14 protein-coding genes are annotated in these 13,658 nt (G+C 44.3%); all 14 read right to left on the bottom strand.

The window, feature by feature from the left end:
- Positions 1-62 precede the first annotated feature (62 nt).
- Entirely contained in the window at positions 63-2,570 is a 2,508-nt protein-coding gene (gene secA / locus AC2TF5_RS02240) for a preprotein translocase subunit SecA (protein WP_491300661.1), read from the bottom strand.
- A gap of 323 nt (positions 2,571-2,893) precedes the next feature.
- Complete coding sequence (gene hpf, locus AC2TF5_RS02235) at positions 2,894-3,454, bottom strand: ribosome hibernation-promoting factor, HPF/YfiA family (RefSeq protein WP_491300660.1); 561 nt, start codon at positions 3,452-3,454, stop codon at positions 2,894-2,896.
- 289 nt (positions 3,455-3,743) lie between these two features.
- Positions 3,744-3,941 (bottom strand): cold-shock protein, encoded by a 198-nt coding sequence (locus AC2TF5_RS02230; RefSeq protein WP_491300659.1) that lies wholly within the window; start codon positions 3,939-3,941, stop codon positions 3,744-3,746.
- 270 nt (positions 3,942-4,211) lie between these two features.
- Positions 4,212-4,547: a hypothetical protein gene (locus AC2TF5_RS02225; RefSeq protein ID WP_491300658.1), complete on the bottom strand. Its 336-nt coding sequence runs from the start codon at positions 4,545-4,547 to the stop codon at positions 4,212-4,214.
- Positions 4,540-4,935, bottom strand: coding sequence for a flagellar export chaperone FliS (fliS, locus tag AC2TF5_RS02220; protein ID WP_491300657.1), 396 nt, complete (start codon positions 4,933-4,935; stop codon positions 4,540-4,542). The genes AC2TF5_RS02225 and fliS overlap by 8 nt, the downstream gene beginning before the upstream one ends.
- Positions 4,936-4,953: 18 nt before the next feature.
- Positions 4,954-6,444, bottom strand: coding sequence for a flagellar filament capping protein FliD (gene fliD, locus AC2TF5_RS02215; RefSeq protein WP_491300656.1), 1,491 nt, complete (start codon positions 6,442-6,444; stop codon positions 4,954-4,956).
- Positions 6,445-6,456: 12 nt separating this feature from the next.
- Complete coding sequence (locus AC2TF5_RS02210) at positions 6,457-6,834, bottom strand: flagellar protein FlaG (RefSeq protein ID WP_241930973.1); 378 nt, start codon at positions 6,832-6,834, stop codon at positions 6,457-6,459.
- Positions 6,835-7,036: 202 nt separating this feature from the next.
- A complete protein-coding gene (locus AC2TF5_RS02205; RefSeq protein WP_491300655.1) occupies positions 7,037-8,089 on the bottom strand; it encodes a flagellin N-terminal helical domain-containing protein in 1,053 nt (350 codons plus the stop codon).
- 335 nt (positions 8,090-8,424) lie between these two features.
- Positions 8,425-9,516 (bottom strand): flagellin N-terminal helical domain-containing protein, encoded by a 1,092-nt coding sequence (locus tag AC2TF5_RS02200; RefSeq protein ID WP_491300654.1) that lies wholly within the window; start codon positions 9,514-9,516, stop codon positions 8,425-8,427.
- Between the two features lie 150 nt (positions 9,517-9,666).
- Positions 9,667-9,900 (bottom strand): carbon storage regulator CsrA, encoded by a 234-nt coding sequence (gene csrA / locus AC2TF5_RS02195; RefSeq protein ID WP_491300653.1) that lies wholly within the window; start codon positions 9,898-9,900, stop codon positions 9,667-9,669.
- Position 9,901: 1 nt separating this feature from the next.
- Positions 9,902-10,357, bottom strand: coding sequence for a flagellar assembly protein FliW (gene fliW, locus AC2TF5_RS02190; RefSeq protein WP_491300652.1), 456 nt, complete (start codon positions 10,355-10,357; stop codon positions 9,902-9,904).
- A gap of 188 nt (positions 10,358-10,545) precedes the next feature.
- A complete protein-coding gene (locus AC2TF5_RS02185; protein WP_491300651.1) occupies positions 10,546-11,109 on the bottom strand; it encodes a DUF6470 family protein in 564 nt (187 codons plus the stop codon).
- Positions 11,110-11,122: 13 nt separating this feature from the next.
- Positions 11,123-12,052, bottom strand: coding sequence for a flagellar hook-associated protein FlgL (gene flgL, locus AC2TF5_RS02180; protein ID WP_491300650.1), 930 nt, complete (start codon positions 12,050-12,052; stop codon positions 11,123-11,125).
- Positions 12,053-12,065: 13 nt separating this feature from the next.
- The gene (flgK, locus tag AC2TF5_RS02175; RefSeq protein ID WP_491300649.1) at positions 12,066-13,655 is read right to left on the bottom strand and encodes a flagellar hook-associated protein FlgK; all 1,590 of its coding nucleotides are present in this window, start codon (positions 13,653-13,655) and stop codon (positions 12,066-12,068) included.
- Between the last annotated feature and the right edge of the window lie 3 nt (positions 13,656-13,658).

Below are 13,658 nucleotides of genomic sequence, written 5' to 3'. Positions count from 1 at the left end.
TCAAGGGAGTCTGTAATTGTACCGCTTGTCACAGCGGCACGCCTAACTATTTAATTGACATCTTATGCGTTCTGTCCATGGCAATGCTTATACTTCTTACCGCTACCGCATGGACAAAGATCGTTGCGCCCGATTTGATCAGCGACCTGAACAGGACGTTTCTCGGCAGGCTCACCGTTCGTGGATACCTTGCTCTCTTCCACAACCGCCTGACGCTCCTGGTTGGTCTCGATATGTGCCTTCATGATATATGTCGACACTTCCTCCTGGATGCTGGCGATCATCGCATTAAACATCTCGAATCCTTCGAACTGATACTCGCGAAGCGGATCTGTACCGCCGTAAGCACGAAGATGGATACCTTGGCGAAGCTGATCCATCGCGTCGATATGGTCCATCCACTTGCTGTCTACGGCACGAAGCACAATAACTTTCTCGAACTCACGCACCAGCTCTTCGCCAATGGACTGCTCACGTTCTTGGTACTTCTGCATCACACGCTCGAAGAGGTGTTCGGAAATTTCATTAGATTCCTTACCCCACAGCTCGTCTCGTGTTACAACACCTTCATCAAGAAGTTTGCTGTTCACGTAATCCGCAACATCCTGCAGTTCCCAGTTCTCCGGAATATCATCGCTACAGTGTGCATCAACGACACGGTCAATGACCGGTTTAATCATATCAATAACAATCTGCTTGATATCTTCGGATTCCAAAATCTCACGACGCTGCTTATAAATAATCTCCCGCTGCTGGTTCATCACGTCATCATACTGGAGGACGACTTTACGAAGATCAAAGTTATTGCCCTCAACACGCTTCTGAGCGGATTCTACAGCACGGGTAATCATCTTGCTCTCAATCGGCTGGTCTTCCTCAAAACCGAGGCGTTCCATCATATTCAATACATTATCCGTACCAAAACGCTTCATCAGTTCATCACCAAGAGACAGGTAGAACTGGGTCGAGCCCGGGTCACCCTGACGACCGGCACGGCCGCGAAGCTGGTTATCAATACGACGGGATTCGTGGCGTTCTGTACCGATGATGTGCAGACCGCCTACTTCCTGTACGCCTTCCCCAAGCAGGATATCCGTACCACGTCCCGCCATGTTGGTGGCGATCGTTACAGAGCCCGGCTGACCAGCGCGGGAGATAATCTCCGCTTCTTCCGCATGGTACTTGGCATTCAATACTTTATGCTGCACGCCTTTACGCTTCAGCATATCCGACAAACGTTCGGAGTTCTCGATGGACACCGTACCCACCAGTACTGGCTGATTCTTCTTATGTCGCTCCACAATCTCGACCACAGCTGCTCTAAACTTGCCTTCTTCGCTCTTGTACACGACATCTGGCATGTCAGCCCGCTGGTTCGGCTTGTTCGTAGGGACCTGTAGCACTTCCAAGCCATAGATCTTCTTGAACTCTTCTTCCTCTGTCTTCGCTGTACCGGTCATACCAGCCAGCTTGCGGTACATACGGAAGTAGTTCTGGAACGTAATTGTAGCGAGCGTCATGCTCTCGTTCTGAACCTCGATGCCTTCTTTGGCTTCGATCGCCTGGTGCAATCCGTCGCTGTAGCGGCGTCCTGCCATCAGACGGCCCGTAAATTCGTCAACGATTACAACTTCATCTTCTGTTACGACGTAGTCCACATCAAGGCGCATAATGACATTTGCTTTCAGCGCTTGAACCACATGGTGGTTCAACGTGACATGGTTGTGGTCATATAGGTTGTCGATCCCGAAGGCGCGTTCCGCTTTAGCCACACCTTTTTCCGTAAGAGAAACGGCTTTGACTTTAATATCCACCGTGTAATCCTCTTCCGCCTCAAGAAGCTTTACAAAACGGTCAGCCGCATAGTACAGCTCAGTCGATTTCTGGGCTTGTCCCGAAATGATGAGTGGAGTACGGGCTTCGTCAACCAGAATAGAATCCACTTCGTCAATAATGCAAAAATGAAGCGGACGCTGTACCATCTGCTCTTTATAAAGCACCATATTATCACGCAGGTAATCGAACCCGAACTCGTTGTTCGTTCCGTACGTAATATCGCAAGCATAAGCTTCTTGTTTATACGCATGGTCCATGCCGCTCAGGTTAACCCCAACCGTCATGCCCAAGAAATTATATATCTGCGCCATTTCTTCACTATCACGTGTCGCCAAATAGTCATTGACGGTAACCACGTGCACACCTTTGCCAAGAAGCGCATTTAAATAAACCGGCAAGGTTCCTACAAGCGTCTTCCCTTCCCCGGTCTTCATCTCTGCAATTCTGCCTTCATGGAGGGCCATCCCTCCAACTAGTTGAACGTCATAATGACGCTTGCCCAGTGTCCGCTTGGAGGTTTCACGGACTGTCGCAAACGCTTCTGGAAGCAGCTCATCCAGCGTCTCACCCTTCTCGATCCGCGCACGGAACTCCTCGGTTTTCGCTTTAAGCTGTTCATCCGAGAGCGCCTCGAATTCCGGTTCCTTTTTGTTAATTACATCGACTGTCTTCATGAGACGTTTGACATCGCGCTCGTTGGTGTCGCCGAAGATCTTTTTGACAAGTCCTAGCATGGTTAACCCCTTTCGTGCAAAACAGATGATAGAATCAACTTCATTAAGTGCCAAAGGGTTGTATGATGAAATCGATTCATTGAAACTAAATGAAAATTTTTCATTCCTGGCAGACAAAAACATACCTGCAGGATTAGTTTGTTTGCATAAATTGTAACAGTTTGTAAGAGATGCCGCAACATATTAAGGGATCTCTTCTTATATACGTATAAAGAGCCTTCCCCCGCTGTTCACGGGTGAAGGCTCGTCTTCCACTTTTCATGTTAAGCCGTAAATTCGGATCGTACGAGTACAGCTACATTTCCGGTAAGAGTTCGGTGAGCCTAATCCCTCTCGATTAAACCGTACTTTCCGTCATCACGTTTGTAAACGACATTCACTTCTTGTGAATCAATGTTGGTGAATACGAAGAAATTATGACCGACCATATTCATTTGCAAAATGGCCTCTTCCACATCCATCGGTTTCATGGTGAAACGCTTCGTACGGACTACTTCCAATTCATCTTCGTCGTGTTCCTCTTGTTGGACAGCTACGGAACCTGCTGCTCCATTCTCCACAAACAGCGTCTTCAGACTACCTTCCTGGCGGAACTTGCGGTTCAGCTTCGTCTTGTGTTTGCGGATCTGTCGTTCCAATTTGTCCACAACAGCGTCAATGGAAGCGTACATATCGTCGCTTCGATCTTCCGCCCGCAGGACAACGCCTGGCAGCGGAATGGTCACTTCCACCGTGTGCAATCCTCGAATGACACTTAGTGTTACGTATCCTTCAGAGGTAAGGGGTGCATCAAAATACTTCTCAAGTCTGTTGATCTTCTTATCAACGTAGTCCTTTAAAGCCTCAGTCACTTCAATTTGTTGACCTCGAATACTGTATTGCATAGGGCACTCCTCCTTTGCACCTTCATTATAACACTTTGTTAAGCCCATGTAAAAAGTCGAAATTGTGTATGTTATCAAGCTTATAAGCACTTCCGGATGGAGTGTAAAGGAACCCGTTCAGGGACAGTTGCGAGGCCCTTATTTGAAGGGGATTTAGTGCTGGAAAAGCGCTTGTTTTTATTAAAAAACCGAATAAAAAAGACTCCAGCATTCACCGGAGTCTGTCGCTATCGAATCTTCAATTGTTAACCATCTATACCGCATATGTAGGTCGGCTGAGCCGGGATGATTATATATTGATTACGTTAGCTGCTTGCGGTCCGCGGGCACCTTCAACGATTTCGAACTCTACGGATTGTCCTTCTTCCAGAGTCTTGAATCCTTCAGTCTGGATTGCGGAAAAATGTACAAATACGTCGCCGCCGTCTTCAGTCTCAATGAAGCCATAACCCTTCTCTGCGTTGAACCATTTAACTTTACCTTGCATGCACTAACATTCCCTTCATTATCAAATAAAAGTGTGTGTAGACACCTTTTGTCCACATTTCCGACTATATCATCCAAAGATATCCATTGTCAATGGAGATATGGGTATCCGTTAGCCAGAAAATGAAAGGGCTATCATTTTGTAATAATGAATTATTTAATTTCCTCGAATGACTATATTGAACGTAAAAAAAGATGACCTATTTCAAAAACTCAAGGTCATCTTTTTATTTGCCTCACATTTTATTATTTCATAGAGGCTCACAATATATTATTTTCTCTGATCCATCAACAAGCTATCTACGGAATAAGCACTTTCGTAAGCATTACGCTGTACCTTGGCAGCATCTCGCTGTCGTAGCCAATCCGAAGCCTCCTGCTTAAGAGATCTCATACGAGCTTCGATTAATATGTCATTATGGAGCAGCTTCTGAATCCGATCTCTTTGGTGGTGACTAAGAGCACCATTCGAAATTAATGCAGACATCTCATCCAGAATAGGTTGTCGGGATTCAACAAATGCAACCAACTCTTCATATGTGGTCTGATCAAGTTGTTCTACTACGGACTGACTCAATTTCTCTAAATTAAGAATCAAGTTATCCATTGGCAGTATCAGCACCTTCAGCCAAAGCCATCTTTGCCGCCTGTGCCCATGTTTCGCGGAGCTCTATCAGATATCCTAGCGCTTCTTCTGCGGGTGCTGCCTCTTTTTTAATATTGGCTTGTATCAATAAATGATTGATATATTCATACAGTGATGCAAGACCCTTGGACACCTCAAAACTATAGTCTAGCGTAACTATTAACTCACTAACAATCGTCTGTGTCTTATTCAGAAACGTATTCGCTTTCTGATAATCTTGTTCCCTGAGTCCATCAAGGCCCCCTCTAACAAAGCGGATAGCTCCATCATACGTCATAAGTAACAATTGGGCTGGAGTAGATGTTTGTACAGACGATTGTCTATATTTATCATAAGGAGATGCAATCATTACGCTCACCCCTTTTTCTTATTGTCCCATGAAACCAGCCAAGCTGGCTGACTGGGAATTCAGTTTATTAATGGCTTTCTCCATAGCAGTGAATTGTGTGTAGAAGTTGTTTTCAATCTGGGTAAGCTTTTTTGCTAATGTCGATATACGACTGTTCAAATCCGTCAATTCTTTACCCATGGTACTCTGCTCATTCAACGATATTGTAATATCTGTGCTGTATTTCGATGTTCCCGCTTTTTCAGACATTCTAGATAGTGTTACATTTAAATTATCGTACATATTATCAAAAATGCCTTTTCGGGTGCCGTCTGTTGACCCAATAAACAATTCCATTACTTGCTCCGGATTGTCTTCGATTGCTTTCATCAGCTTTGTCTCATCACTGAGATAAAGCTTACCATTCTCCGTATAGGCTCCCGTTGTAATACCAATAGATGCTAGGTTTATGGACTTGTCTCCAAATTTCACAGAAGAAGAAGACAGCAGAGTTCTCATACTGGAAAGTCCCTCGACCAATATCTCATCATTTCTCAATAGACCACTTTTAGCTCTTGCTTCCCAGTTTTTAATATCATCCTCTGTCATATCTTTTTTCTGCTCAGCTGATAACGGGGTATAGGTTCTGAATTTCTGTTCTGATACTTTACTGTTTAACGTGGCAATTAAAGAGTTGTAATCTGAAATAAATGACTTAATGGTTTCGATTGCTTTTTTGCCATCGGGTTTTGTGGTAATGGTGGCCAAGTCAGTTTTCCCCGTCTCCTTAAGAAGGGTGATCTGAACACCATTAACTGTCAGCTGGTTGGATGAAGGATTATATTCAGTACCGTTTATGAATACAGAAGCGGCTTGGCCCTTTGTTGTAGCTGTTTTCGGGTCAGTTCCAAAAGCCCCCGTTAATAAATTACCTTCAAACCGGACGGTTTCATTGCCGTATTCTTTAGACTTAATTATGAATTTCTTACCAGCCTCGTCAAAGGTCGCGCTTATACCTGCACTAGAATCCCCATTCAGTTTCTTTAGAACATCCTGTATTGTATCATCTTTAGAAAATTCAAATGTTTGCTTAACCGGTGAAGTTTCACTTCCTCGTAAGACAGTAAACGTAAATGGACCTGAGCCCGAATTAAGACTACCAAGCTTTGTACTGGCTGTGGTTCCAGCACCCAATGATGCTGTCTCTAAGGTGGTTTGGGTAGCAAGTGCATCCACCTTTACAGTCATAGGTACTTGATTTGCGGAAGTAGTTGCCTTTACACTTATCGCATCCTTATTTCCAGATACCTCAGCACTATAGATGTTCATCTCTGACACTTTTCTGTAGTTATTCAGCTTGTTCTGTCGGAAGTCTACCAATGCGCTATTCATGGTTCTGTAGCTGTCTCTGCGCCATTCCAGAATTTGTTTATTCTGATTCAACTTGTCCAGCGGTGCTCGCTTGGCAGTCATCATTTGTTTGACTAAGGTATCAATATCCATTCCTGATGATAATCCACTTACTCTCATATGTACTTCCTCCTATCTTCGCTCATCAATGATGAGACCTGCAAATTCCATCATTTTCGCCACGATTTCCAGTGTCTGTTCCGGTGGTATTTCTCTAATAATTTCCCCAGTTTCTTTATTTAGAACTTTGATCATAATGGCCTGCGTCTTCTCATGTACATTAACTTCTACCATGGTTTCGGGCCCTTGCAGCGCTTTAATGGCTCGGTCAATCGAACGGACTAATTGCTGTTCCCCCAAGGTGACATATTCACCTTGTCTTTCCATGCGATGAAGTTCTTTCTCCTGATTCACAAGTGGTTTAGGTTCGACTCCGTTCTTAGATGGCTGAGTATACGTTGTGTTCGAAGCCGCATGATTTCCTGTGATAGAAATTTGCAGATTCACCATTGCACCTTCCTTCGCGAAAATTACTATTGTTATATTTATCGGATATTTTGTTGGGATGTATTAGGAAAAAACCAACTTATACATATGTTATATCTAATGATGGCATTTCTACTAATATCGACATCTGGATCTATAAAATTTAGTCCAATAAAAATAAAAGAGACCTTGGAGATATCCAAGGTCTCTAGATGAAGCCATAAAATTAACGAAGCAATTGCAGAACGCCTTGTGGTTGTTGGTTAGCTTGAGCCAACATCGCTTGAGCAGCTTGAGTAAGAATGTTGTTCTTAGTGAAGGACATCATTTCTTTAGCCATGTCCACATCACGGATACGGGATTCAGCAGCAGTCAAGTTCTCGGAAGTAGCTCCCAAGTTGTTGATCGTGTGCTCCAAACGGTTTTGGTTCGCACCCAATTTGGAACGCTCTTCGGAAACTGTGTTCAAAGCATTGTTGATGGTAGTGATTGCTTTGTCAGCAGAAGATTGAGTGGAAATGTTAACTGCGAGGCCAACTTCCGTATCGGCAGCCAATGCAGCGTCAGCTTTAAGGAGTAATTTACCGTCTGCATCATAGTAGCCAGCGGCTGTAGCTGGTGAAGCTGGGGTCGGTGCTACATAGCCAGCGTCCCCAGGGTCCCCTCCAGTTCCTGGATCAAATTCAACAGCTTCAGCAGCAGCCTGCCACGTACCAACAACATCTCCAGCGGCATTCGTCAGGTCGTCTCCAGCAGCAGTAACTTTTTGAGATACTCCCAATTTTTCTGCGCTCATATCACCAATGCTCAACTTAATACTTTGCCCTTCGTTAGCACCGATATGGAAAGTTTTATCGGAAAAATCTCCGTTCAGAACTTTTTGGTTGTTGAACTCAGTGTCTGTTGAAATACGTGTGATTTCTTTAGCAAGCTCATTAACTTCAGCTTGCAGCTTCTCACGGTCAACACCTTCGTTAGTGTCTGAAGAAGCTTGAACAGCGAGCTCACGCATACGTTGCAGGATGCTGTGAGTTTCAGTCAGCGCGCCTTCAGCTGTTTGAATCAGGGAGATACCGTCTTGAGCGTTCTTTTGAGCCATGTCCAGACCGCGGATTTGGCCGCGCATTTTTTCGGAAATTGCCAGACCTGCAGCGTCATCTCCTGCACGGTTGATACGAAGACCGGAAGACAATTTCTCCAAGTTTTTAGAAGAAGCACCTGTGTTAGCACCGAGTTGACGGTGTGTATTCAATGCAGCAATATTGTGGTTGATAATCATTTGAATTTCCTCCTTGAAATGGTTTGTCCCACATCCATGTGGTTTCGCTTGCTTTCGTTAAGGTCGGCCGCCCCTCCGAAATAGCGTCTAATATTTATATCGTCAGATGGTTAATTCAACTTTAGAGTTTTAAGCATGGCTTAAAAAAATATTTGGTTTCTGCGGACTCTGACAGATCATATTCATAATTAGGGTGACAACAAATAGGGATATTCTAAGTAGCTCAAAATGGCTATCCTGCAAAAACTGCAGAAAGTGCACGGTCCGTCTAAAAGATCTATAATATTCAAATCAAAGGGACCTTGGAATACCAAGGTCCCTGAATGATTATAAAATTAACGAAGCAATTGCAGAACGCCTTGTGGTTGTTGGTTCGCTTGAGCCAACATAGCTTGAGCAGCTTGAGTAAGAATGTTGTTCTTAGTGAACGACATCATTTCTTTAGCCATGTCCACGTCACGGATACGGGATTCAGCAGCAGTCAAGTTCTCGGAAGTAGCTCCCAAGTTGTTGATCGTGTGCTCCAAACGGTTTTGGTTGGCACCGAGTTTGGAGCGCTCTTCAGAAACTGAGTTCAAAGCGTTGTTGATGGTAGTGATTGCTTTGTCAGCAGTAGCTTGAGACGAAATGTTAACTGCGAGGCTAACTTCCGTATCAGCAGCCAATGCAGCGTCAGCTTTAAGGAGTAAGTTACCGTCTGCATCATAGTAGCCAGCGGCTTTAGCTGGTTGAGCTGGGGTTCCTGGAGTTGCTGGAACAGCAGGAGTTATTACTGTTACACCATCATTAGGGTCAATTTCTGCAGGTATTTCTGGGGTTCCAGGGACTGCATCTTGAGCTTCTTGAGCTGCTTGCCAAGTACCTACAACCTCGTCATCAGCATTCTTCAGCTCGTCTCCATCAGCAGTAACTTTTTGAGATACTCCCAATTTATCTGCGCTCATATCACCAATGCTCAACTTAATACTTTGCCCTTCGTTAGCACCGATATGGAAAGTTTTATTGGCAAAATCTCCGTTCAGAACTTTTTGGTTGTTGAACTCAGTGTCCGTAGAAATACGTGTGATTTCTTTTGCAAGTTCGTTAACTTCAGCTTGCAGCTTCTCACGGTCAACACCTTCGTTAGTGTCGGAAGCAGCCTGAACAGCCAGCTCACGCATACGTTGCAGGATGCTGTGAGTTTCAGTCAGCGCGCCTTCAGCTGTTTGAATCAGGGAGATACCGTCTTGTGCGTTCTTAGAAGCCATATCCAGACCGCGGATTTGACCACGCATTTTTTCGGAAATTGCCAGACCTGCAGCGTCATCTCCTGCACGGTTGATACGAAGACCGGAAGACAATTTCTCCAAGTTTTTAGAAGAAGCACCTGTGTTAGCACCGAGTTGACGGTGTGTATTCAATGCAGCAATATTGTGGTTGATAATCATTTGAATTTCCTCCTTGAAATGGTTTGTCCCACATCCATGTGGTTTCGCTTGCTTTCGTTAAAGGTCGGCCGCCCCTCCGAAATAGCGTCTATTTCTTTTATCGTCATGTGCTTTATATAACTTTAGTCTTTTAAGCATGGTTAAAAAGAATTATTTCGGATTATTATAATGTTTTAACAGTTCTTCTACACCGATGGAGGACTGATTAGCCGATTCCCGGTTCGCTTCCTGAATCGATAAGTAAATTTCCTTGCGAAACACATCGACACTTTTCGGTGCGTTTATTCCAAGCCTTACATTATCACCGTCTACTCCAAGTATCGTTATTTCAATCTCGTCCTGAATGATGACGGATTCTCCCTTTTTACGCGACAGTACCAGCATGCTACTCACCCGCCTTTTCAGATGGAGTTGGCTTCTCACCGCTTAACCATAGAGGATGTCTTGATTGATATTCAGAATTGTGCAGGATCACTTGTCTCGCACTCTTATTCTCCAAATTAAAAATGAGCGGAGCCAGCAGATTGATCGTCGATTGGGCTGCATCCTCATTGATCGTTACGATACAGCGAATCAACAGAGCAGAATTCAGTTCCATTTCCTCTACAATCGATTCCGGCAGATCGAACTCATAGTTCTGGTAAAAAACAAAAGGATCTGTCATTAACAAAGAAATTTGACTCTCCTGCAAAGACTGCAAGTAAGAGAAAGGACCTTCACCGACATCTATGACCGCAAATCTCGAATGACTCTCAAATCCCGGTATTCCTTTGGAAAAATGATAGACTTGTTCATCAGGCACTTCTAATTGTCCAAACTGGGCTGTTTCTACGTTCATCATTCGCACTCCTTAACGTACTGAAATATTTTTTAACAAGAAGAAACGCCTTCGGCGTCCTTATTTAATGGGCAGCGGCGTTTCTTCGATAAATATAAGCCAAGTATGAAATATGGAACTTATACTTTCTTATATTTTAAAACAAGCTATAGATGGTAGCACGCCCCCCTATAGCTTGTAAATTTGAACTATTACATTGTCATATCGATTTGAGGTGGAATAATCTCAATCGATCCATACTGCTTCATTCGAATTTCTAAAAAGCCCGGATGGTACTCAATCTCTGGTGTGTACGCCTGGGCTGTAATTTGCGGTGCAATCGGCTCGATGTCAATCTCAGGACGGTTTCTATTCACATAGATATCTACGTTATCGTAAGAGGCCGGTGCACGATATTCCACAAACGGATCCCGCTTCCAATCCGAACCATAAATCTCGCTAATGGTGTTACCCGGCAAGTGGATCTCAGCCATCCGATTCCCTTGCTCTACCCGCTTAGCCAGACCCTCTAGAAATAAGGCAGGCAATTCCGAATAAATCTGCTGATTCATCTCAAGCGCAGTACCACCATTATAAGCTCTCCATGCTTGATGCTGATCAATCTCCATGTCCGGTCTGGGCTGACTTATATCCATATTGGCTTGTGAAGTTTCAATCTGCATATCAGGTCTTTGTTGTCTTATAGACAACTCTGCCTTCTTTGAATTCATTTCTTGCAAGGCAGGCTGACTAACAATCTGAAGCTGGGGAATCACAGGAGATCACCACCTATCTCAGAAAATCAACCAGCGAAGTGGAAATAATCTTCGCACCTGCTGAAAGTGAAGCATTATAAATGCTCTCCTGAATCTTCGATTGAATAATTACTTTCTCATAATCTGCATCTTCGGCCTTGGACTTCATTTCTGTTAAGTTTATTCCCATATCTTCGAGTCTACCAGCCATCAGCTCAATACGATTAGTTTTGGCTCCGATCTCGGCACGGGCTGTTACCACCTTATCCAAACGGGTGTCCAATTTGTCGAGTTCTGCAGAAATCGCAGGAAAGTCACTGGTGCTCATAGCTGTGGTCAGTCGATCAATCATCGTAAACAAGTGGTCGTCGTCTTTTTCAGACGGGCTTCCGAATATGTCATTCCCTGTCATATTGATCGGCATCTGAACACTTTCGCCAACGATGAAATGGATACTTCCCGGATCTGTCAACAAGTCGCCGGCACCGCTCGTATCCGACAAATTATTGCCGTCTTTCACAAAATCATAAGGTTTCTGATCATATTGCTCACCATTGAAAATATATTTCCCATTTAACTTGCTGTTGCCGATATCGATTAGTTGCTCCTTAAGCTGCTCAATTTCGGTCTGGATAGCGGTTAACGCAGATTGAGGATTGGTTGAATTGGATGCACGTACTGTAAGTTCTTTCAAATGCTGAAGAATATCCCCTACTTGTCCTAGCGCCGTATCATTATAATCGAGCCAAGACAAAGCACTGTCAACATTGCTCTGATACTGTGTATTCGCTGAAAGCTCTGTACGATAACGTAGAGAGTAGGTCATACCTACAGGATCATCTGAAGGCTTATTGAGCTTGCGCCCGGTAGCAAGCTGCAATTGGTTCTCATTCATTGCCCGCCCGTTACGGTTCAAATTCATCAGCAGTTGTGAATTCATCATATTGGATGTGACTCTAAGCATGGCTATTCACTCCTTAACGTCCTACTACACCAGTGGAATTAATTAATTTGTCTAACATTTCATCAAATGTGGTCATGAAACGGGCTGAGGCACTATATGCATGTTGGAATTTAATCATATTCGTCATTTCTTCATCCAATGATACCCCGCTCACTGACTGCCTCCGGCCTTCGACCTGTGTCACCAAGGTATAGGCGTTGTCTGTCTGCCGATTCGCTTCCTGCGCCTGAATACCAAGCTGTCCGACCATAGAGCTGAAAAATGAAGCAATCGTTCCCTTTGTTCCCCCTGCATCGCTAAATTTTGCAACGTTCAAACCGGCGATTAAAAGGGCTAGCGTATTGTTGCCTTTAACAACTGTTTCAGCCGTTCCTGTTCCCTGAGTTCGCATTGAGGTAGCTATCTTACTTGGGTCTGCCGCAATCTCAGGATTGAGGTTGATATTCAATTTGTTATTCTCACCGATAGACATCGTAAAGAAAGGAAGCCCGGGATTCGTTGTCCCGTCCATCGTATATCCCAATTGATGAAGTCCATTCAATCCCTTCACCGTCACTGTAGCTTCTTTGGCCAGCACAGCATCAGCAGGAACCTGTTGTCCTGCCGTAACGGTACTCACTGTGCCATTGACGGATACTTCAATATCTACATCAAAGGTAGACCCATCCGGAATTCTAGAGCCCGACGGAATCGTTACAGGCACATCCCCGCTCACAATGGTACTAGCCAAATTATTTAACTGGTTCTTATATTCCGTAACGTAAGTCCTTCTGGATACGAGCATTCCGTGAACTTCGCCGCCTTTAAGATCCCCAGTGGTAAACGCATTGTCTAAGGTAATGGCATTTACGTTAACAGGATCATTATCCCCTTCAAGGAGCACCTGATTTCCCATTGAAATATTGTAGCCGTTCTCGCCCTCGGTTACGGTAATATTAATGATTTTGGACAATTCATCGGTCAATAAATCACGTTGGTCACGAAGGTCATTCGCGTCATCGCCAAGGGACTCAATTCGTGCAATGGATCGGTTCAAGTCCTGAATCGATGTCAGATGCGTGTTGATTTCCATCGCTTTAACGTCAACATTCTTCCCAAGATCTGCATCAAGGTTGTCCAGTTGTCCACTCATATAATTTAAGGCATCTGTAAAAGCTTGTGCTGTCTGTACTACGATCTTGCGAGCTGTAGGATCCTCGGGATTCTTGCTTAAATCGGACCAGGATGAGAAGAACTTGTCCATAACCATCCGAAGGCCCGTATCTGAAGGCTCTGCAAAAATAGCTTCCAGTTTACTCAATGTATCGGCTTGTATATTCCAGCTCCCAAACGAAGTGTTCTCACCGCGGAATTGATCGTCGAGAAATTGCTCTCTAATCCGATTAATGCTAGTGAACTCAACGCCTGTACCCATCTGTCCAGCGATAGTGGAACGTGACAAACCGTAGGCTTCCATTGGAAGAGACGCTTGCATCTTCACCACTTGACGGGAGTACCCTACCGTATTGGCATTAGCAATATTATGACCTGTCGTTCCGAGTGCGGCTGTCTGTGTAAACAGGGCCCGCTTGGCTGTTTCTAATGAATGAAATGTAGATCGCATGAC

Source organism: Paenibacillus sp. JNUCC 34 (assembly GCF_058269055.1).
The sequence above is the reverse complement of the archived record's forward strand: the minus strand, read 5'-3'. Positions and strand labels throughout refer to the sequence as shown.

Coding starts and splice junctions, on each gene's coding strand:
- secA (WP_491300661.1), bottom strand. CDS start 2,570: ATGCTAGGACTTGTCAAAAAGATCTTCGGCGACACCAACGAGCGCGAT.
- hpf (WP_491300660.1), bottom strand. CDS start 3,454: ATGCAATACAGTATTCGAGGTCAACAAATTGAAGTGACTGAGGCTTTA.
- AC2TF5_RS02230 (WP_491300659.1), bottom strand. CDS start 3,941: ATGCAAGGTAAAGTTAAATGGTTCAACGCAGAGAAGGGTTATGGCTTC.
- AC2TF5_RS02225 (WP_491300658.1), bottom strand. CDS start 4,547: ATGGATAACTTGATTCTTAATTTAGAGAAATTGAGTCAGTCCGTAGTA.
- fliS (WP_491300657.1), bottom strand. CDS start 4,935: ATGATTGCATCTCCTTATGATAAATATAGACAATCGTCTGTACAAACA.
- fliD (WP_491300656.1), bottom strand. CDS start 6,444: ATGAGAGTAAGTGGATTATCATCAGGAATGGATATTGATACCTTAGTC.
- AC2TF5_RS02210 (WP_241930973.1), bottom strand. CDS start 6,834: ATGGTGAATCTGCAAATTTCTATCACAGGAAATCATGCGGCTTCGAAC.
- AC2TF5_RS02205 (WP_491300655.1), bottom strand. CDS start 8,089: ATGATTATCAACCACAATATTGCTGCATTGAATACACACCGTCAACTC.
- AC2TF5_RS02200 (WP_491300654.1), bottom strand. CDS start 9,516: ATGATTATCAACCACAATATTGCTGCATTGAATACACACCGTCAACTC.
- csrA (WP_491300653.1), bottom strand. CDS start 9,900: ATGCTGGTACTGTCGCGTAAAAAGGGAGAATCCGTCATCATTCAGGAC.
- fliW (WP_491300652.1), bottom strand. CDS start 10,357: ATGATGAACGTAGAAACAGCCCAGTTTGGACAATTAGAAGTGCCTGAT.
- flgL (WP_491300650.1), bottom strand. CDS start 12,052: ATGCTTAGAGTCACATCCAATATGATGAATTCACAACTGCTGATGAAT.
- flgK (WP_491300649.1), bottom strand. CDS start 13,655: ATGCGATCTACATTTCATTCATTAGAAACAGCCAAGCGGGCCCTGTTT.